Source organism: Pseudomonas marginalis (genome assembly GCF_001645105.1).
Classification (GTDB): Bacteria; Pseudomonadota; Gammaproteobacteria; order Pseudomonadales; family Pseudomonadaceae; genus Aquipseudomonas; species Aquipseudomonas petroselini.
On the sequence record NZ_LKEG01000038.1, the window covers coordinates 83,210 to 104,158 of the forward strand.

Consider the following 20,949-nt stretch of genomic DNA (forward strand, 5'->3'; position numbering starts at 1 on the left):
ATCGTGGAACCCGCGGAAGGGAAACTGCCACCCATCCGGTGAGAGGAATAACCCTCCCACACGCTTCTGGAGAATCAATGATGGAAGAAATCGGAAAAGCAGGCGGACAGATGGCGATGCAACTCATCACCGGACTTATGAAAGGCCTCGCCGGCGGGGCGGGTGGCGGTGGCGGTGATGGCGCTGCTGCCAGCCCTCCCAGCAAACCAGGCGAGGACATGATGCCGCCGGCGCCGCCAAAGATCGAGATTTCAGCCTATCAATAACAGCGGCCACGGTAGGAAAGGCATTCGCCTGACCACTCGTACGCCGAGCCCCCCAGGCGGCGGAGCAAATCCGCCGTTTTATCTGGTTTTTCCCCCCTCCCCACCGCCAAGACGTCTCCAGCCCTAATGTTCCTTTGACTGGCCTCACGGGATTGCCAATACTCATGGCATATTGAAGGCCACCCGCATGAGACAAGGAATGCCCCTTTGAAGCTGGAACTCAAGAACAGCTTGTCGGTGAAGTTGCTACGGGTTGTGCTGCTGTCGGCATTGATCGTAGGCGTTGCGCTGAGCGTGGCGCAGATCGTTTTCGATGCTTACAAGACGCGCCAGGCCGTGGCCAGCGATGCCCAGCGCATCCTCGACATGTTTCGCGACCCTTCGACCCAGGCCGTCTACAGCCTGGACCGCGAGATGGGCATGCAGGTCATTGAGGGGCTGTTCCAGGATGATGCCGTGCGTATTGCGTCCATCGGCCATCCCAACGAAACCATGCTGGCTGAGAAAAGCCGCGCATTGCAGCAAGCCCCCAGCCGCTGGTTGACCGACCTGATTCTTGGCCGGGAACGCACCTTTAAAACGCCTCTGGTGGGCAAAGGCCCCTACAGCGAGTATTACGGTGACCTGAGTATCACGCTCGACACCGCCACTTATGGCCAGGGTTTTATTGTCAACTCGGTGATCATCTTTATTTCCGGCGTGCTGCGCGCCCTGGCCCTGGGCCTGGTGCTGTACCTGGTCTATCACTGGCTGCTGACCAAGCCGTTGTCGCGGATTATCGAGCACCTGACCTCGATCAACCCGGACCGCCCCAGCGAACACAAGATCCCACAGCTCAAGGGGCACGAGCGCAACGAGTTGGGGCTGTGGATCAATACCGCCAACCAGTTGCTCGAATCCATCGAACGTAATACCCACTTGCGCCATGAAGCCGAAAGCAGCCTGCTGCGCATGGCTCAGTATGATTTCCTGACTGGCCTGCCGAACCGCCAGAAACTGCAGGAGCAACTGGACAAGATCCTCACCGACGCCGGACGCCGGCAACGGCGCGTGGCGGTGCTGTGTGTGGGGCTGGATGATTTCAAAAGCGTCAACGAACAGTTTACCTACCAGGCCGGTGACAAACTGCTGCTGGCCCTGGCCGACCGTCTACGCGCCCACAGCGGCCGCCTCGGCGCCCTGGCCCGACTGGGTGGCGACCAGTTCGCCCTGGTCCAGGCCGATATCGACCAGCCTTACGAGGCCGCCGAGCTGGCACAGAGCATCCTCGACGACCTGGAAGCGGAGTTCGCCCTCGACCACGAGGGTATCCGCCTACGCGCCACCATCGGCATCACCTTGTTTCCGGAAGACGGCGACAGCACCGAAAAGCTCCTGCAAAAAGCCGAACAGACCATGACCCTGGCCAAGACCCGTTCGCGCAACCGCTATCAGTTCTATATCGCCAGCGTCGACAGCGAAATGCGTCGGCGCCGCGAACTGGAAAAAGACCTGCGGGAGGCACTGGGCCGCAACCAGTTCCATTTGGTATACCAGCCGCAGATCAGCTACCGCGATAATCGGGTGGTCGGCGTAGAAGCGCTGCTGCGCTGGCAGCACCCGGAGCACGGCCTGGTACCACCGGATTTGTTCATTCCGCTCGCGGAACAAAACGGCACCATTATTCCCATTGGCGAATGGGTGCTGGACCAGGCCTGCCGGCAATTGCGCGAATGGCACGACCAAGGCTTCACCGACCTGCGCATGGCCGTCAACCTGTCCACCGTGCAGTTGCACCACACCGAGCTACCTCGGGTGGTCAACAACCTCATGCAGATCTACCGCCTGCCGCCGCGTAGCCTGGAACTGGAAGTCACTGAAACCGGCCTGATGGAAGACATCAGCACCGCTGCCCAGCACCTGCTGAGCCTTCGCCGCTCGGGCGCGTTGATCGCGATTGATGACTTCGGCACCGGCTATTCATCCCTCAGTTACCTGAAAAGCCTGCCGCTGGACAAAATCAAGATCGACAAGAGCTTCGTCCAGGACCTGTTGGACGATGATGACGATGCCACCATCGTGCGCGCGATTATCCAACTGGGCAAAAGCCTGGGCATGCAGGTCATCGCCGAAGGCGTGGAAACCGCTGAGCAGGAGGCCTACATCATCTCCGAGGGTTGCCATGAAGGTCAGGGCTACCACTACAGCAAACCCTTGCAGGCCCGGGAGTTGGCGGCTTTTCTGAAGCAGTCTGAACGCAATAACGCAGCGATTCTCTGACGTGGCAACGCCGCCACAGGGTCAGTCTTCTCGCTTGACTGGAGAGCATGGGGACTTGCCCTAAACACGATACTGAATATTTCCCGCGTATAACCCTTTACACAAAATGCAAATCTTTCGCATTATGTCGCAGTTTTTGCGCGCCTCCGCGCGCCCCCTCAACAACCGAAGCAGGATGTTCGCCATGATTCGTATGCCCCTGGCCACCGCCAGTCTGCTGGCCATTGCCATTTCTCTCGCCGGTTGCGGCGAAGGTAAAGACAAGCCCGCAGCAAACCAGGCGCCGACCCCGGCCGCCAGCACTACCGCTCCAGCGGCTGCCACGCCTGCCGGCCAGGTCGACGAAGCGGCCGCCAAGGCTGTGGTCGCGCATTACGCTGACATGGTGTTTGCGGTCTACAGCGATGCCGAGTCCACCGCGAAAACCCTGCAAACCGCAATCGACGCCTTCCTCGCCAAGCCGAACGACGAAACCCTGAAAGCCGCACGCACTGCCTGGATCGCCGCCCGCGTGCCGTACCTGCAGAGCGAAGTGTTCCGCTTCGGCAACACCATCATCGACGACTGGGAAGGCCAGGTGAACGCATGGCCGCTGGACGAAGGCCTGATCGACTACGTCGACAAGTCCTACGAACATGCCCTGGGTAACCCAGGCGCGACTGCCAACATCATCGCCAATAACGAGATCCAGGTCGGCGAAGACAAGGTCGACGTGAAGGACATCACCCCGGAAAAACTCGCCAGCCTCAATGAGCTGGGCGGTTCCGAAGCCAACGTCGCCACCGGCTACCACGCCATCGAATTCCTGCTGTGGGGCCAGGACCTGAACGGCACCGGCCCAGGCGCGGGCAACCGTCCTGCGTCGGACTACCTGACCGGCGACGGCGCCACGGGCGGCCACAACGAGCGTCGCCGCACCTACCTGCGCGCGGTCACCCAACTGCTGGTCAGCGACCTCGAAGAAATGGTCGGCAACTGGAAACCTAACGTCGAAGACAACTACCGCGCCACCCTGGAGGCAGAACCTGCCACCGACGGCCTGCGCAAAATGCTGTTCGGCATGGGTAGCCTGTCCCTGGGCGAGCTGGCCGGTGAGCGCATGAAGGTTTCCCTGGAAGCCAACTCGCCGGAAGACGAACAGGACTGCTTCAGCGACAACACCCACAACTCGCACTTCTACGACGCCAAGGGCATCCGTAACGTCTACCTGGGCGAGTACACCCGCGCCGACGGTACCAAGCTGACCGGCGCCAGCCTGTCGTCCCTGGTGGCCAAGGCCGACCCGGCTGCCGATACCGCGCTGAAAGCGGACCTGGCAGCGACCGAAGCGAAGATCCAGGTCATGGTTGATCACGCCAACAAGGGCGAGCACTACGACCAACTGATCGCTGCCGGTAACGATGCGGGCAATCAGATCGTGCGTGATGCGATCGCTGCGCTGGTCAAGCAGACCGGCTCGATCGAAGCGGCCGCGGGTAAACTGGGCATCAGCGACTTGAACCCGGACAACGCTGATCACGAGTTCTGATCCACACAGGTTCACGCTCAACGTCGGTAAAAATGCCCCGAGGTACACCTCGGGGCATTTTTTTATGCACTGAGACCCGGAAGGGCTCGAGCGCGGAAGATGAAGAGACTGACCTCGCCGCCGTCGACAGACGACCGAACCCCTCCGACCAAAATCACGAAATTGTTGCTCACCCGCGCCCGGGCCACGAGGTTGCGTGTGTCAGGCTGCATCGCTTGTACGCGGGGTTGCACATTGACACCTTCGTCGACCCAGTTCCCCTGCGCTCGTCGCAACGACATCCAATACACCGTGTCACGCCCCGGTCGCGTAAACAGTAACTCGCCAACGACGTTGTAACCCTCGAGTATCTGATAACGACTGCGCGTCAACACCTCAATCATCAGCGCCCGCAACGTGCCCTCGGTGCCCGACGTCAACGTGTTGTGTAACAGCAGCGCCACAGGATCGGTACGAAACCGCAGATGGCCGAAGAACCCCGACGATTCCCCCAGGTGCCAACCACGCCCGGTTCTGCCGATTATAGGGAGCAGCAACAACGGGTCGCCAAACTTTGCCATGGACGACGATGGCCACTGGACCCAGTCATTCAGAGTGACCTGCAAGACGCGATAGCCCCAGGCCGTCAACCCTGACGGGTTAGCCCGCCTGAACAGTGCCCTGGCGACTTGTAGCTGACTGGTCTCATGCAGCATGGGAAATGCGCCGGCTACATAGGCAGATATCGTGCGCCGAAACGGCAATTCAATCTGGTTGATCCACCGATTAACCCCTCTATAAAACCGGGTGAGCCTGGGTTGGTTGAACAGGTCGGTCCTCAACATGTGCTCAAACTGGTCAAAGCTATCAAGTACCAGATTGGGATTACGCATATAGGCGACGCTACGTTGCACATCGCCCCCGATCGGCAGGATCGGGTAACAGCGTTCATCGATCCTGATGTAGTCACCCGTCGCGTGGCTCGCATTGCCCGGTATTCTGCGGACAATGTCCCTCTCGGCGTTCAACACGTTCAGTTCGGCAGCGTCGATGGTCTGCCCCCACTCGACAAACCGTTCATGGGGGAGCCTGTCAGGAGACGGTCGAGGTAAGGGCGCACGGTCAGCGTCGACCGTAAGCGCTTGAGGCATCCGTCCAGGGCTGTCACCGCCACGCAAGCGCGACGCCAACCGTTCTGGCGTGATCGTGAGGTACGGGTGGAAGGGGTCAAGGGCGACACCGCTTCTCAAGTGATAAACCAGGTCCAACCCAAATGGGATTTCCTGTCCCCGCGGAAAGTTGAACGAGTCAAGCACCCGCCAAGCCTGCGCCTCGTCGAAGAACGGATAAACCTCCATGAGCGCCCGGTGCGGCGGCTGACCGCCCTTCAAGCCTTTGCCTGGGTGCGAACCTATGTGCCATGTCCCACTGGCATCCAGTCGAACGGGGTCGTAATAGTATTGCGGCGGTTTGCGTACATCCCTGATCCGCCACGCCTGCTCTGCGCCGTCATCAAGGATCGAGTACCAGTGCTGATGCTGGTTGATGAAATACACCCTCGAGCCGTCTTTGGAGGTCGTGAAGTAAACCCCCTTGCCTTCCCACCCCCTCAGAGGCAGTACGCCGTCCGGCTTTTTCGCCAGCGCCATATGCGGGTTCAATTGCCCAATCGTCTTGCTGCGATTGACGCCAGCCGACCGGCTGCCGATGGCCCCATCCACCAGCGCCCCCACCAGCTCTCCAAACGCCCGCACAAAGTGGTTCGCTGCCGCCGTACGGTCTCCCAGGTTCGCCGATTCGACCCCGTTGAACACCGAAAACAGACTCCTGGCCAAGCCAATAGGCAACATGATCTTGATGGGCAACACCATGGAGGCAATATCGAACGCCGTGGTGGCAACCGTCAGTGCGGTTTCCACATTGGTTTGATGAGTGCTCGTGGATAAGGCCTGGGCATCGTTGATCACGAAGTTGGCGTCAACCTCATAGGCGTCCTCCATGAAGTTATTGTCGATTCTGCCGAAATGAACCATCGAGGTGTCACCTCGCCCCCTCAACACGGCGCGTACTTGCGGCTGGAACGCGCGCTCAACACGGCTCACCAGGTATTCGCGCCAGGAGCTGCTGTGGACGAAATCCCTTATCAGGGTTTCATCCGGGTACTCATGAAACACCCGCCCAGTCGGTGCCTGCGGTGTATAGACCACTACCGAGCCGCCGCCGGCGCTGGCGGTGCGCAGCATCCATACCCCGCGCACCCGCTGGCCGCGCAGCTTCAAGTACTCCACCAGTATGCGATGGCCTTCTACGCGCTCGCGCTGGTCGCTATCAATCGGCTCATCAAGCACGACGCGCACCCAGTTGAAGCCACGTTCAAATCGATCCGGCAAGAAATCGCCGGCAATCCTGGCCTCAATGGCATCCAGCCGCAGTTGATGCGCCATTACTTGGACATAGGTTTTTTTCTGCGCCAACGCTTGCGGGGACGTGATCAGCCGCTCACGCAACAGCGCCCCATAGGTCCCGCCCACATTCACACCGCGCACCAGATCCCTGACCTGTTCCACGGTCAGTCCTTCATAAACCTTAGCTGTCTTGAAGTCCTCCGGTCGCAGCGCTTCGTCGGGCTTGTCGAGGTCTTCGGTTTTTTCGGTCAACCGCGAGAAATTGATGAAATTGAGATCCAGGCCACCGACGTTTTCCAGGGCCAGTTGGGTCAGTGATCGGCTGCGGCTTTTATACAACGGCGTGCCGGGTTCTCTGATGGAGTGGCCGGGCGCGCCTGGGACTATCACGCTGGGAGGGACATAAGCTTCCTGGGTGTGCACGAGAATATGATCTGGGTTGATATCCAGACCGTATTCGGCCACCAGCACCCGGCGCAGTTGCTGATTGGCGTAAGCCAGCAGTTTGCTCTTGTCGCTGAATTGCGCCCAGGAAGGCAAGCCGTCCGCCGCCAGCAGGTTCGCCAACTGTTCGTAATATTGCGCGCTGGCGGTGCTCCACGCGTCTTTGTCGTTTTGACTGGCGGCACTGAGAAAGGCCTTGATCTGCGCCTGCCCGCGTTTTTCCAGACTGGCGAAGCGTGCACCCGCGCCATCGAATGCCCGCGTCAGGTCCATTACCTCGTCCAAACTCTGCGGCAAATACGTGCTGTCCGCCTGCAAACCCAAGGTTTGATAGCGCGCAAGGGTCGCGGCAACGTTCTGTTGAAGGTGCAGGTATTGGGATTCGATAGCGTAATCGAACGGGGAGTCCAGTCGTTCAAGGTACTTGAACTGGCCCCGTTCATGACCTTCCCGGCACCGCGCCAGCGCCAGCGATTGCTGGTCTTGCGCCACCATCGCCAGGATGCGGGAGAACGCCACGCCATGGCTGAGCCGCCGATGCAGCTCGCGGTCAAGGTCACTCAACGAGGCAAACTCTTCAAGGCCTGCGCCGGGAGTGAACATCACCACCGTGCCGACGTTCGCCGCCGGTTCAATGGGTCGAACCTGAGGCACCTGAACATCGCTTTGCCAGCCCACGCGGGTATCTTGCGGGTCCCGGGCGGTCAAGATAAAGGCCCCATGCAGCGGGATATCGTCGGTATCCCCAGCCTTCAAAGCGATCCCATAGACACACGGTCGATAGCTGCCCAACGCCTGACGCGCCAGGGCGTCCGGGTATTTCAGCACTTTGGCGAACAGCGCCTGCGCCGTCGCACTGAGCAGGTTTTCGGCGCTGAGCAGGGCGAGCTCGGTGCTCAATTGCTCGGTTCGCGTTTTAATCAACTGCTGCTTGATGGTGTGCGCCTCAGTCGGCCCATGCGCCAAGGCCAGGAAGGCTTGCTGGGATTGCTGATAACGCCCTGAAAAACCATCGGCAAATTGGTCGAGGAAACGATCGAAAGCGCTCGGTGTGAGCCCGGTAACAGGCTCCCACGCCCCTTCAGCGGTCAAGCGCGCATGGAAACTGACAGGCCGGCTGGCGTAGCCCGAAGCCTGGTTGGCAACCATGCGCTGCACCACCGCTTCCATGAGGTTCAACCTCGGCACCAGGGCTTCCTCGGGCACCGGTTCGCTGTTTTCAGAGAGAGGTGTGCCGATGGCCCGTGTCTCTTGCTCATCGTACTGGATAACCCCTTGGTCTATGTCCAGCAGCGGTTTGCGGTCAGGGAATGCGTGGTCAAAGGCCTGCTGCACCAGGGCGTGAAACGTCGGTTGCCGCTGGAGCAACTCGAACAGTTCGATATTCAGTGCAACCAGCTTCTGGCGCAGGCTGGCCTGTAAGGGGGTGTCGCGCAGCGTCAGGCGACTGATCAGCGGCGTCGGTGATAACCGGTCATGCGGCATGGCGTATATCTCGAAAATAGGAGGTACGCCATCGTGCCGCTGCAGGCCGGGACGGGGGCATTACATAGCTACTCGCCAAGCCAATGTCCGCTCCGGTTTACTTGCCCCACACCCCAGGTAGAATGGCGCCTCTGCCCTACCTCGAGCGAACTTCATGGCGTTGCCGACCCTACGCATCATCGGTTTCATCATCGGCATCTTCCTGATCACCCTCGCGATCGCCATGGTCGTGCCCATGGCAACCCTGGTGATCTTCGAACGCACCAGTGACCTGCCCTCGTTCCTGTGGGCCAGCATGATCACCTTCATTGCCGGCTTGGCCCTGGTGATTCCCGGTCGCCCGGAACATGTGCACCTGCGCCCGCGGGACATGTACCTGCTGACCGTTACCAGCTGGGTGGTGGTGTGCATCTTTGCCGCGCTGCCGTTTCTGCTGACCCAACACATCAGCTACACCGACTCGTTTTTTGAAAGCATGTCCGGCATCACCGCCACCGGCTCCACCGTGTTGAGCGGGCTGGACACCATGTCGCCGGGCATCCTGATGTGGCGCTCGCTGCTGCACTGGCTGGGCGGCATCGGTTTTATCGGTATGGCGGTGGCGATCCTGCCGCTGCTGCGCATTGGTGGCATGCGCCTGTTCCAGACCGAATCCTCGGACCGCTCGGAAAAAGTCATGCCCCGCTCGCACATGGTGGCGCGCCTGATCGTGGCGGCCTACGTGGGCATCACCATCCTCGGCAGCCTGGCGTTCTGGTGGGCCGGGATGGGCCTGTTCGATGCGATCAACCATGCGATGTCGGCGATTTCCACCGGCGGCTTCTCCACCTCCGATGAATCCCTGGCGCACTGGAAACAACCCGCCGTGCACTGGGTGGCGGTGGTGGTGATGATCCTCGGCAGCTTGCCGTTCACGCTGTACGTGGCGACCTTGCGTGGCAATCGCAAGGCACTGATCAAGGATCAGCAAGTACAGGGCTTGCTCGGTTTGTTGCTGGTGACCTGGCTGGTGCTTGGCACCTGGTATTGGTGGACCACCAACCTGCACTGGCTGGAGGCCCTGCGTCACGTGGCACTGAATGTCACGTCGGTGGTGACCACCACGGGTTTTGCGCTGGGGGACTACAGCCTGTGGGGCAACTTCTCACTGATGCTGTTTTTCTACCTGGGGTTCATCGGGGGTTGCTCGGGCTCTACGGCGGGCGGGATCAAGATCTTCCGTTTCCAGGTCGCGTATATCCTGCTCAAGGCCAACTTGAACCAGCTGATTCACCCGCGCGCGGTGATCAAGCAGAAGTACAACGGCCACCGTCTCGACGAAGAGATCGTGCGTTCGATCCTGACCTTTTCGTTTTTCTTCGCCATCACCATCTGCGCCATTGCCCTCGCCCTGTCGCTGCTGGGCCTGGACTGGATGACCGCCTTGACCGGCGCCGCGAGTACAGTGTCCGGCGTGGGCCCGGGCCTGGGCGAAACCATCGGCCCGGCGGGCAACTTCGCCAGCCTGCCGGATGCGGCCAAATGGATCCTGTCGCTCGGCATGCTGTTGGGCCGGCTGGAGATCATTACAGTCTTTGTTCTGTGCATTCCGGCGTTTTGGCGTCACTGACGGTCGACGCTTCCAGCAACCGCGCCCGGTATTCGCCGGGCGTGGCATCGAACCAGCGACGAAACGCGCGGAAAAAGTTGCTCGGATCAGCGAAGCCCAGCAGGTAGGCAATTTCCAGCAGGGTCATGCTCGGCTGCGCCAGGTACTGCTCGGCCAGCTCGCGACGGGTGTCGTCGAGCAACGTCTGGAAACTGGTGCCCTCTTCCTGCAAACGCCGCTGCAAGGTGCGCTGGGACAGGTGCAACGTCTGGGCGACCACCTCTCGCTTAGGCTCGCCCTGGGGCAACAAGCGGCACAACACCTGGCGCGCCTTGTGAGTCACGCGGCTTTCCGAGAAGCGCGCCAGGTATTCACCGGCAAATCGATCGTGCAGCAGCGCCATGGCCTCGTTGGCCGTGGGCAGTGGCGCGTCCATATCCGCCCGTTCGAAAATCAGCGCGTCATAGGGCGCGTTGAATTCCAGGGGGGCATGGAACGCTTGTTTATAGGGGGTGAGGTCCGCCGGTTGATCGCCTTGCAACACCACCTTGCGTGGTTGCAGGGTACGGCCGGTCAACCACCCACACAGCGCCAAGGCACAGGCCAGTGAGGCTTCGGCGCTCTGCCGGGTGGGGGGCAAGTGATCACCGTGCACCGTCAGAATCAGCGCATAACCTTCGGGGATCAGTCGGAAACTCAGGTCGGCACTTTCGGCGATGATCCGCTGGTAGCGCACCAGGCGCATAAAGCCTTCCGCCAGCGTGTTGCTGGACATCAGTGCGTAGCCGGCCACATGAAACGACGCCGGGCGCACGACCTTGCCCATGTTCAGGCCAATCGCAGGGTTACCCGACAGCTCCACCGCCCGTTGCCACAGACGCGTCATGGAGTCTTGCGGGAACCGCGCATCGGGATCGTCAAGGGCGGCGTAGTCCAAGCCGAGTTGCTTGAACAAGGCACGGCAATCCAGGCCGTCCATTTCCAATGCCTTGACTATCCCCATCGCCCAGCTTGCAGAAGTTGTTCGTTCGCTCATGGCGTCTTCTTAATAAAGCAGGCTCAAACAGCAGCCAGGAAGCCAAGGATACTAAAGTGGCATCTATTGTCACTGGCTGTTACTACTGATCACTCTAGACTCAAATAAGCTCCCCGCCGAACATCTGTTCGGCGGAACAATAATCAAAGGGCCGGTCGCCGTGGAAAATGTGAGACGTTTCAATAGCTTCGCCGAGTTCTACCCCTATTACCTGAGCGAGCACGCCAACAGCACCTGCCGGCGCCTGCATTTTATTGGCACGACGCTGGTGATCGGTATCCTGGCGTATGCCATTGGCAAAGGTTCTTTGGGCTTGCTGATTGCCTTGCCGATTGCCGGCTACAGCTTTGCCTGGATCGGCCACTTCTTCTTCGAAAAAAACCGCCCCGCGACCTTTCAGCACCCGTTCTACAGCCTGCTGGGGGACTTTGTGATGTACCGCGACATGATTCTCGGCAAGGTGCCGTTTTAAAGCGGGTGTGACCCCATGTCACTTGCGCTTGAACGATGAGCTTACGTAAATCCGGCGATATAAAAGTCTATTTGTCATTTAGAGTGCTGTATCCTGCCAAGGCTTTTTGAGAGCGCGGAATCACCTGCGATTGAAAAAACAGACTTTGCGAGGAGCGACGACGATGCACGAGATACCTAATCTCCCCTTCCCAAGCCTGCACCCTACAGAGCAGCCAACCCCGCAACAGGCCAGTGACAAACAGCCTGAGGCCAAAGAAGCAAAACCAGTCGAGCGCGAAAGCCAGGACTGACGCCGTACCAGACCGTGTGGAAAGCGCACCTTTGAGCGCTTTCCACACTGCCTGAATAAATCGAGATACCCATCATGACCGACAACCTCCCCAATACCCCGGACACCGCCTTACTCGATGCTGCCCTGCAGATGGTCGAGATCTGGAACCGCCTCAGCGCAGACAAACAGGCCGTGCTGCTCAAGCGCTTCGGCACCCAGGAAAATGCCCTGGCCGCCCTGGTCACCACCCAATTGCTGGCCCCTGCACAAGCCTGAGGTCTTTTTGATCTGAGATTTTTGCGGTTTACCGCCCTGCGCGGGGCAAACCACCGGTATCATTAGCAGCCTATCTTTACCTGCTGCGACAGTGGACCTCTCCCATGCCCGATACCCAGCGCCCCCTGGCGGTCACGCTGCAAGTTGTTTCCATCGTGTTGTTTACCTTCATCGGCTATCTGAATATCGGCATTCCCCTGGCCGTGTTGCCAGGTTATGTGCACAGTGAGCTGGGCTACGGCGCAGTCATTGCTGGCCTGGTGATCAGCGTGCAATACCTGGCCACCCTGCTGAGCCGCCCCTATGCGGGCAAAATCATCGACACGCTGGGCAGCAAGCGCGCGGTACTGATTGGCCTGGCGGGCTGCGGACTGAGCGGTGTGTTCATGCTGCTCGCGGCGTGGTTCTCAAGCCTGCCGGCGTTGAGCCTGGGCAGCCTGCTGATCGGCCGCCTGGTGCTGGGCAGTGCTGAAAGCCTGGTGGGCTCGGGCGCCATCGGCTGGGGCATCGGCCGCGTCGGTGCGGCGAATACCGCCAAGGTCATCTCCTGGAACGGCATCGCCAGCTATGGGGCCCTGGCCGTCGGTGCACCGCTGGGCGTAGTGCTGGTGAGACATTTCGGGCTGTGGAGCATGGGCGTCAGCATCATCCTGCTGGCAATCGTCGGCCTATTGCTGGCCTGGAACAAAGTCGCCGCCCCCCTCGTTGCCGGCGTGCGCCTGCCGTTCATGAATGTGCTGGGTCGAGTATTGCCCCACGGCTGCGCACTGGCGTTGGGCTCCATTGGCTTTGGCACCATCGCCACGTTCATCACCCTGTATTACACCACCCAGCATTGGGATAACGCGGTGTGGGCCCTGAGCCTGTTCGGCGCCAGTTTTATCGGTGCGCGGCTGCTGTTCGGCAATTTGATCAACCGGATCGGCGGGTTTCGCGTAGCGATTGCCTGCCTGTCGGTGGAGGTTCTCGGCCTGCTGTTGCTGTGGCTCGCGCCGGACGCCCATCTGGCCCTGGCCGGTGCGGCATTGAGCGGTTTCGGCTTTTCCCTGGTGTTTCCGGCCTTGGGCGTGGAAGCCGTCAACCTGGTGCCGGCGTCCAGTCGTGGCTCGGCAGTGGGGGCTTATTCACTGTTTATCGACCTGTCGTTGGGCATCACCGGGCCACTCGCCGGGGCCGTGGCGGCAGGCTTCGGCTTCGCGTCGATCTTCCTGTTCGCCGCCCTCGCCGCCCTCGGTGGTTTACTGCTGAGCGTGTACCTGTATCGCCAGGCACCCAAGGCCCGCGAAGCGCGCGGCGACTAGAAGTCGACCTTGCCGCGCCCGGCCTTGATGCTGCCGCGCTTGGCCTTGGATTCGAGCCGTCGCTTTTTCGAGCCCAGGGTCGGCTTGGTCGGGCGGCGCTTCTTCTCCACCTTGGTGGCGCTGAGGATCAACTCCACCAAACGCTCCAGCGCATCCGCGCGGTTCTGCTCCTGGGTCCGGTATTGCTGGGCCTTGAGCACCAGCACGCCTTCGCTGGTGATACGGCTGTCGCGCAGCGCTAACAGCCGCTCCTTGTAGAAGTCCGGCAGCGACGACGCCGGAATATCAAACCGCAAATGCACCGCACTCGACACCTTGTTGACGTTCTGCCCACCGGCACCCTGGGCGCGAATGGCGGTCAGCTCGATCTCGGCATCGGGCAAATGCACGTTATTGGAAATCACCAGCATTGAGACGGGTCCGCGGTTCAGGTTCGCCAGCATACGCGAACGAGTCACGATGCTACACAGGCCCGCTTGCCGCGCAGGTGCTTCGACGCGCCTCATGTCCTGTTGGCAAAGGCCTGTTCCAACAGAGACTTGGCTAGCAACGTTGAATGGATCATCGCCTGGCGATCGGTGGGTTTTTCATCATTCAGCGTCATCTCGACGCCCGACACCACCTCCGGGAAGGAATGAGAAAAGATCAGCGCAGGCTCAACCCGTTTTGCAGACAAACCGTGCAAATCGCTGCGCATCTTGTCGTAGAAGCCTTGGGCATTGTCTGTGACTTGGTTACGCATCAGATGAAACACCAGCCCCATCATCGCTGCCCGGCCGTTCTTTTCGTCCATCCCGCTTGGCCACATGGATTGACCTTGTAATTGGGCTGCATATCGAATGGTCGAGGCGACATCCGATGCGCCACCCGAGGTACCCAACATGACGGGCATGCCAAGCTCATCGCGCACCTGAGTGCCCAAGTCGTTGCGCAAATCCGTGCCATGGCGGCTGGTGAAATGATGTGTCTTCACACCGTCCACAACACGGTTCGACCCCACGCGATGCTGCACGGTGTAGGCATCGACGCCACTGAGCATCGGATCATGCGCCTTGAGCGCCTCGGCAATCGCCTTGATACCAAAGCCCATTTCCGCACCTTGCTGCGCATGCTCACGGGTCAACGGCCCCTGCTCGCCGCGAACCAACAGGGCGTGCAGGTTTTTCATACTCAAGTACAGACCGCCTGTGCCCTCTCCAGCCAATAGAACGTTGCCGGGGTCATTGCTCGGCGCCAACAACTCCTTGTGCAGCGCCTCGCGAAACGCGGGATCACTTTTTGAATGCGTCCACAAACCGCGAACCAGGTGTGCCATATGTGATGACAGTTGCGATGCTGGCGAGTCGTCGCGGAGCAAATCTTTCTCAACGCCCAGACCAATGGCCATTTCAGACTCGATGTGCGTAAAGAAATGCTTCGCTCGGCGCGCAAGGTTTTCTGGGTTCTCGTAGTTGGAGTTTTGCAGCGTATCGTTGACGAAGGTATTGACCAGGTAGTCTTTTTCAGCGGGAGAGTAATTTTTCCCCGCGATGGAGACTCCGGTGTGCGGCGTGAATGCCGGGGTTTCCTCACCGGCGTACAGTTTATTGCCGCAGCCGGTATCCAAGGCCGGTGCGTACTCATTGGCTGGATTGAAAGGTTGCCTGCTGACGGAAATCAGATCTCGCATACATCACCTCAAATATTCAGATAAAACCACTATCTATTTATTGCAAGGCAACACCACACAGTTCCGGCGACGGGCTGCTGACAGCAACAAACCGAATAATCAGGCAACGGACAAGCCCAACTCCGACAACAACATCGACGCCTGGGCTTTGGAAATCACGGCGCCTTTGAACAATTTGGCATCATTGAGGCGAAACCCGCTCAAATCCGCACCGCGCAGATCGGCGCCGGCGAAATTGGCACCGTTGATACGCGCGTGGGCGAGGCTGCAGTCGATCAATTCGGCCTTGCGAAAATCCGCATCCGACAAATCGCTGTCGGAAAAATCCAGGTTATTCAGCACAGTTCGCGCGAACGACAACCCCGACAGAAAGGCGCTGTTCAAACGGGTTTCGCTGAAGCTCAGGCCCAGGGAGGCGCAATGGGTGAAGTTGGCGCCGGTCAACTTGCAGTGCTCAAAACTCGCCTGGGACAACTTGCTGCGCTGCCAACGGGTGTTGTTCAGGTCGCAGCTGTGGAACTGCGCCTCCAACAGGTTCGCCGCTTCAAAGATGGCGTGGCCGGCGCGGCAGCTTTTCCACTGGGTACCCTCTAAGCGCGATCCGAGGAACGAGGTCTGGACCAGGATGCAGCGTTCGAACACCCAGTGATCCAGCGCCATACGCGACAGATCGGCGCCACTCAAGTCAACGCCCACCAGGCGCAAGGGGCCGCCATGCTGATCGATCAGGTCTTCCAGCTCACAGCGCTGCAAGGTGCCGCCGTCGATGTCGGTGTGGTGCATAGTGGGCTCCAGCCAATGAACAGATCACAACAAGGCGCGAGTCTACCCCGTCGACGCCCACAAAAAACCCGGCACTGCGCCTAATGCCAGTCAGTTAAGGGTGAGCACCGTACCTGTGGCGAGGGCGCTTACTTCAACGCCTCACTCGCTGTAGTCTGCGCCGCATTGGCGCTGCGCTTATTCTTGAGCCCATAACACCCCGCCATGAACACCACCCACACCGGGATCGCGTACACCGACACCTGAATCCCCGGGATCATCAGCATGATCACCAGGATAAACACCACGAACGCCAGGCACACATAATTGCCATACGGGTACCACAGCGCCTTGAACAATGGCACCTGGCCGGTGCGGTTCATGTGCTGGCGGAACTTGAAGTGAGAGAAGCTGATCATCGCCCAGTTGATCACCAGCGTCGCCACGACCAGCGACATCAGCAGTTCCAGCGCGTGTTGCGGGATCAGGTAGTTCATCAACACCGCCACCAGGGTGATCGCCGCCGAAGCGAGGATGGCGCGTACCGGCACGCCGCGCTTGTCGATCTTCGCCAGTGCTTTAGGTGCATCGCCCTGTTCGGCCATGCCCAGCAGCATGCGGCTGTTGCAGTAGGTGCCGCTGTTGTACACCGACAGCGCCGCCGTCAGGACCACGAAGTTGAGGATATGCGCGGCAGTGTTGCTGCCCAGCATCGAGAACACCTGCACGAACGGGCTGCCGCTGTAAGCGTCGCCGGAGGCATTGAGGGTCGCCAGCAGGCTGTCCCACGGCGTCAGCGACAGCAGCACCACCAGGGCACCGATGTAGAAAATCAGGATGCGATAGATCACCTGGTTGATCGCTTTCGGGATCACGGTGCGCGGCTGGTCGGCTTCGGCTGCAGTGAAGCCGAGCATTTCCAGGCCGCCGAAGGAGAACATGATGATCGCCATGGCCATCACCAATCCGCCGACGCCGTGCGGGAAGAAGCCGCCGTGGTCCCACAGGTTGCTCACCGAGGCCTGCGGCCCGCCGGTGCCGCTGACCAGCAGGTAGCTGCCCAGGGCGATCATGCCGACGATGGCCACCACCTTGATGATGGCGAACCAGAACTCGGCTTCACCGAAGACTTTGACGTTGGCCAGGTTGATCAGGTTGATCAGCACGAAGAACGCCGCTGCCGAGACCCACGTCGGGATCTCCGGCCACCAGTAGTGCACGTATTTACCGACGGCCGTCAGCTCCGACATCCCCACCAGGATGTACAAAATCCAGCAGTTCCAGCCCGACAGGAAGCCGGCGAAACCGCCCCAATACTTGTGGGCAAAATGGCTGAAGGAACCGGCAACAGGCTCTTCGACGATCATTTCGCCGAGCTGGCGCATGATCATGAAGGCAATGAAGCCGCAGATGGCATAGCCCAGGATCATCGACGGACCAGCGGATTTGAGCACCCCGGCCGAGCCGAGGAACAGGCCGGTACCGATGGCGCCACCGAGGGCGATCAACTGGATATGCCGGTTTTTCAGGCCGCGTTTCAGCTCACCTGAAGAGGAATGGGGTCCACTCATGAAAAGGGTCTCACGCAAGGTTTGAGGATATTGAATGCAGGTTGCTGCCTTGAATTACCGACTCAAGCAGCGCCGCTCAAACCCCAGCGCAGGCACCAGGAGTACAGCGTCGTTCTAACGGTCATGCGTCACCTGTTTGTTTTTATCTGTGACGAAATCGAACCCGTCCGGCTCGTGGCCAGGCGGAGTGATCAGGGCGGGTAAACCCCGAGGTCTTGGCCTTTTGCGTGGTTACGCAAGGGGGTCACAGTAAAACGCGGCGGATTGTACACCGCTCGACCGCTTGGGGGCGTCCTCGAAGAGCGAGTGCGACGATCTGTCAGGTAATCCTTACAGCGCAGGATCGGCCAACAATGTCGCCATCTACACGTAAATTAATCGTTACAGCATGGAAAATTAGCGTTACAGCTGTAATTTTAATAAAAATTGACGGTAGGAAATTTCCGGCAGATTAGTCGCGCCAGCTACCTGTATTCATTCAAGAAAAAACGAGCGGTTAAAAACAGAACAAAAAATCCAAATGAAACCGTGTCAATAAAAATTTTGCATTTATAAACACTCTCTCCTAGGTTCATCCCACTTGCCCGCGAAGCCCGTTGGCAAGCCGTTCTCAAACAACGTCCTCTAGGAGATACACCATGCAAGCACTGGAAAACGACCTGGAAACCGAACTGCAACTCGACGATTGGTTTGAAGCGCCGACCCATGAGGCCGCCGTTGAAATGATGCAAGCCGATGCCGTTGTGCCGTTCGGCACCGCGATGTGGCCATTCTAAAAACCGGCAGGCATTCGGCAGGTGCTGTGCACGGCACCTGCCCCCTTACCCAAGGCACAGAAAGGAAGTACGTCATGGACAAGGCCCGCGCTGTCGAACACTTTCTCTACTACCTCGCGCACCACCCGGCGCTCAACGGCCTGAGCTGCCCCACCGTGTTGCTGGGCCATACCGAGCGCTACGACGCCATCGCCCAGGCGATCACCCACAGCAGTGCCGCCCGCTTCAACTTCCAGGTGCAGCGCCTGGACCTGGCCACCAGCGATACCCTGGCCGAAGCGATTGAAACCTGCGACCTGTACCTGTTCCTCTACGATTCCTCGACCTTGCCCAACCCTCGCGCCGAAGGCCCGGACTTTATCCGTGCCCTGCAAGGCGTGATGGCCGAGCACTGGAAAAAATCCCTCCTATTCAAGGATTACGGCGACTACTTCTACGACACCTTCAGCGTCGAACCCCAGCGCATTGCCGACCTCAACGCCACGCTGATCCGGTGCATGTCCCAAGCCACTGTGCTGAGCTTTACCGATAAGCACGGTTCGCGGCTGGAAGCGCCGATGAGCAGCATCAAGAAGTGGACCAATATCAACGGCGTCGGCAACCACGACCTCGCCCCCGGTGAGATCGCCACCCACAGCGAAGCCATCAATGGCCAGGTACGGTTTGTAGGCACCTTTCTCAGCACCATCCCATTCGCGCGTAAATACGGCGTGCTGCAATCACCGCTGGAGCTGTGGATCGAGAACTCGACCATCTGCAGCGTGGCCAGCGACGTGCCTGGGCTGGCGGATGATTTCAATAAATACCTGAATGCCAACCCGTCCAACCGGCGTGTGGAGGAACTGGGGATAGGCACCAATGAAGGCGTGAAGGACCTGTATGCGCGCAATGCCGGGTTTGAGGAGCGCCATTGCGGGTTGCACCTGGGCCTGGGGGGCGGGCAGAAAGGCAGCCATCACCTGGATCTGATCTTCGCCAGTGGGGTGCTGGCGCTGGATGACAAGCCAGTGTTTGATGGCACCTTTGCGTTCTAAGCGCTGACGTCGATTCCCATAGAGATCCACGGTGGGAAGGGGCTTGCCCCCGATGGCAGTGGGTCAGCTGATGTATGGGGTGGCTGGCACACCGCTATCGGGAGCCCCCTCCCACATTTTTGACGGTATTCCAAAGCAAAAAAAAACGCCAACCCGAAGGTTGGCGTTTTTTTATGCAGCACTTACATCACTGCGGCTTCTTGCGACCAAAACCCGGGCGCTGACCCGAACCGGCCGGGGCGCCACGGCGCTTGCCCGACGGCTCGTCCGCGACCAGTTTCGGGCCAGGGCGCTTGTTGGCCGCCGGCTTGGCTGGACGCTTGGTGCTGGCGTTGTCAGCTGGACGATCGGCTTCACCGCGGTTGCTGCGACCACCCGCCGGGGCAGGACGCGGGGTGCGCGGAGCACGCTCGCCTTCCTGACGCGATGGCGCGGTGGGGCGGCGCTCGCCTTCGATCTGCGGCTCACGCGAGATACGACCGCCGGTCGCCGGTGCATTCAGCGCCGGGCGCAGGGTGCGGGCAACACGTTCGGTGCGAGCCACAGGGCGCGACGATTTACGCTGCATACGCTCGAGCTTGTCTTTGCTCTTGGCGTTCATCTGCGGCATCGCGACCGGCGTCAGGCCGACTTCGGCGCTGAGGATGTCGACTTCGTACTGGCTCATTTCGCGCCAGCGGCCCATCGGCAGGTCGGAGTTGAGGAACACCGGACCGAAACGCACGCGCTTCAGGCGGCTCACCACCAGGCCCTGGGATTCCCACAGGCGACGGACTTCACGGTTGCGGCCTTCCATCACCACGCAGTGGTACCAATGGTTGAAACCTTCACCGCCTGGGGCTTGCTTGATGTCGGTGAACTTGGCCGGGCCATCTTCCAGCACCACGCCAGCCTTCAGGCGCTCGATCATTTCGTCATCGACTTCACCGCGTACACGCACGGCGTATTCGCGGTCCATCTCGTAGGATGGGTGCATCAGGCGGTTGGCCAGCTCACCGTCGGTGGTGAACATCAGCAAGCCGGTGGTGTTGATGTCGAGACGGCCAATGTTGATCCAACGGCCTTCTTTAGGCTTAGGCATCTTGTCGAACACGGTCGGACGGCCTTCCGGGTCGTCACGGGTGCAGATCTCGCCATCGGGCTTGTTGTACATGATCACGCGGCGCACCGATTCGGCGGCCTCTTCACGCTTGATGACCTTGCCATCAATGGTGATTGCATCGTGCAGGTCGACGCGCTGGCCGAGGGTGGCCTCGACGCCGTTGACCTTGATGCGCTTCTGGGTGATCCAGGCTTCGACGTCGCGGCGCGAGCCCACGCCGATACGCGCCAGCACCTTTTGCAGTTTTTCGCCTGCTGGGCCGATTTCCTGGCTGTCGTTCTGGTCTTTGTCGTTCATCTTAAGCACCTCCCGGTGGGTCGATTCAGGCGTGGCCTGAAGAGTGTTGAAAGCGGGGCTTTGGCCGAATAGCTCGGCAAAGGGTCGCGAATCATACGCGCATGGCGCGCGTTGCGCATCAGAGACTAGTCGATATGCGCCCAGTCATTTGCTTTTCCGCCGACCGGTGGCGCCCAGGGCCAGCAATCGCAGCTCGGCTTCGGCCAAGACGGTACGCTTGTCGGCTTTGTCGAGTTTCTTCCAGGCACGGATCTCGCGCTTGCTGCGGCCGCAGCCAACGCAGATGTCGTCGTTGAATTTGCAGAGGCTGATGCAGGGGTCTTTGGTGGAGCTCATGTTTTCTCCCTGGTGACGGAGATCAAAATGTGGGAGGGGTCTTGCTCCCGATAGCAGTGTGTCAGTCAGCGGGTTCGCAAGCTGATGCAC

17 protein-coding genes are annotated in these 20,949 nt (G+C 59.9%); 9 read left to right on the forward strand and 8 right to left on the reverse strand.

Translation table 11 applies throughout. The annotated features are described in order from the left end of the window. Positions 1–77: 77 nt before the first annotated feature. The 3 genes from AO064_RS13910 to AO064_RS13920 all read left to right on the forward strand — a co-directional run bounded on the left by AO064_RS13910 (position 78) and on the right by AO064_RS13920 (position 4,053). A complete protein-coding gene (locus AO064_RS13910; RefSeq protein ID WP_043205811.1) occupies positions 78–266 on the forward strand; it encodes a hypothetical protein in 189 nt (62 codons plus the stop codon). A gap of 207 nt (positions 267–473) precedes the next feature. Beyond that, complete coding sequence (locus tag AO064_RS13915) at positions 474–2,525, forward strand: putative bifunctional diguanylate cyclase/phosphodiesterase (protein ID WP_064053712.1); 2,052 nt, start codon at positions 474–476, stop codon at positions 2,523–2,525. Positions 2,526–2,709: 184 nt separating this feature from the next. After that, entirely contained in the window at positions 2,710–4,053 is a 1,344-nt protein-coding gene (locus AO064_RS13920; protein WP_064053733.1) for an imelysin family protein, read from the forward strand. Positions 4,054–4,115: 62 nt separating this feature from the next. Here the strand turns inward: AO064_RS13920 and AO064_RS13925 are convergent, their stop codons facing one another. Beyond that, positions 4,116–8,366, reverse strand: coding sequence for a dermonecrotic toxin domain-containing protein (locus tag AO064_RS13925; RefSeq protein WP_064053713.1), 4,251 nt, complete (start codon positions 8,364–8,366; stop codon positions 4,116–4,118). A 154-nt stretch (positions 8,367–8,520) separates the two neighbouring features. Between AO064_RS13925 and AO064_RS13930 the strand changes: the two genes are divergently transcribed. Continuing rightward, complete coding sequence (locus AO064_RS13930) at positions 8,521–9,975, forward strand: TrkH family potassium uptake protein (RefSeq protein ID WP_015885566.1); 1,455 nt, start codon at positions 8,521–8,523, stop codon at positions 9,973–9,975. On the opposite strand, the gene AO064_RS13935 is transcribed toward AO064_RS13930, so the two are convergent. Next, positions 9,932–10,990, reverse strand: a complete 1,059-nt coding sequence (locus tag AO064_RS13935; RefSeq protein ID WP_064053714.1) for an AraC family transcriptional regulator — start codon at positions 10,988–10,990, stop codon at positions 9,932–9,934. The genes AO064_RS13930 and AO064_RS13935 overlap by 44 nt on opposite strands. A 160-nt stretch (positions 10,991–11,150) precedes the next feature. On the opposite strand from AO064_RS13935, the gene AO064_RS13940 reads away from it, so the two are divergent. The 3 genes from AO064_RS13940 to AO064_RS13950 all read left to right on the forward strand — a co-directional run bounded on the left by AO064_RS13940 (position 11,151) and on the right by AO064_RS13950 (position 13,312). After that, entirely contained in the window at positions 11,151–11,462 is a 312-nt protein-coding gene (locus AO064_RS13940) for an Mpo1-like protein (protein ID WP_064053715.1), read from the forward strand. Between the two features lie 366 nt (positions 11,463–11,828). Continuing rightward, positions 11,829–12,011, forward strand: coding sequence for a hypothetical protein (locus AO064_RS13945; RefSeq protein WP_064053716.1), 183 nt, complete (start codon positions 11,829–11,831; stop codon positions 12,009–12,011). A gap of 104 nt (positions 12,012–12,115) precedes the next feature. After that, on the forward strand, positions 12,116–13,312 hold the full coding sequence (locus tag AO064_RS13950; RefSeq protein ID WP_015885570.1) for an MFS transporter: 1,197 nt from the start codon (positions 12,116–12,118) through the stop codon (positions 13,310–13,312). Here AO064_RS13950 and arfB read toward each other — a convergent pair. From arfB to AO064_RS13970, 4 genes are all read right to left on the reverse strand, one after another. Continuing rightward, positions 13,309–13,722 (reverse strand): alternative ribosome rescue aminoacyl-tRNA hydrolase ArfB, encoded by a 414-nt coding sequence (gene arfB, locus AO064_RS13955; protein WP_064053717.1) that lies wholly within the window; start codon positions 13,720–13,722, stop codon positions 13,309–13,311. The genes AO064_RS13950 and arfB overlap by 4 nt on opposite strands. Positions 13,723–13,814: 92 nt before the next feature. Next, the gene (locus tag AO064_RS13960; protein ID WP_064053718.1) at positions 13,815–14,981 is read right to left on the reverse strand and encodes a hypothetical protein; all 1,167 of its coding nucleotides are present in this window, start codon (positions 14,979–14,981) and stop codon (positions 13,815–13,817) included. Positions 14,982–15,080: 99 nt separating this feature from the next. Beyond that, entirely contained in the window at positions 15,081–15,764 is a 684-nt protein-coding gene (locus tag AO064_RS13965) for a pentapeptide repeat-containing protein (protein ID WP_015885573.1), read from the reverse strand. Positions 15,765–15,892: 128 nt separating this feature from the next. Then, positions 15,893–17,314 carry an amino acid permease gene (locus tag AO064_RS13970; RefSeq protein ID WP_064053719.1) on the reverse strand — a complete coding sequence of 474 codons (1,422 nt, stop codon included), beginning with the start codon at positions 17,312–17,314 and terminating at the stop codon, positions 15,893–15,895. A 638-nt stretch (positions 17,315–17,952) separates the two neighbouring features. Between AO064_RS13970 and AO064_RS30925 the strand changes: the two genes are divergently transcribed. Both AO064_RS30925 and AO064_RS13975 read left to right on the forward strand, forming a co-directional pair. Continuing rightward, a complete protein-coding gene (locus tag AO064_RS30925; protein ID WP_003175756.1) occupies positions 17,953–18,090 on the forward strand; it encodes a hypothetical protein in 138 nt (45 codons plus the stop codon). Between the two features lie 74 nt (positions 18,091–18,164). Further along, entirely contained in the window at positions 18,165–19,124 is a 960-nt protein-coding gene (locus tag AO064_RS13975) for a CgnE/CgnB domain-containing protein (RefSeq protein ID WP_064053720.1), read from the forward strand. 187 nt (positions 19,125–19,311) lie between these two features. Here AO064_RS13975 and rluB read toward each other — a convergent pair whose 3' ends face one another. Next, positions 19,312–20,523, reverse strand: a complete 1,212-nt coding sequence (gene rluB / locus AO064_RS13980) for a 23S rRNA pseudouridine(2605) synthase RluB (RefSeq protein WP_015885577.1) — start codon at positions 20,521–20,523, stop codon at positions 19,312–19,314. Positions 20,524–20,667: 144 nt separating this feature from the next. Continuing rightward, the gene (locus AO064_RS13985) at positions 20,668–20,859 is read right to left on the reverse strand and encodes a DUF1289 domain-containing protein (protein ID WP_015885578.1); all 192 of its coding nucleotides are present in this window, start codon (positions 20,857–20,859) and stop codon (positions 20,668–20,670) included. Between the last annotated feature and the right edge of the window lie 90 nt (positions 20,860–20,949).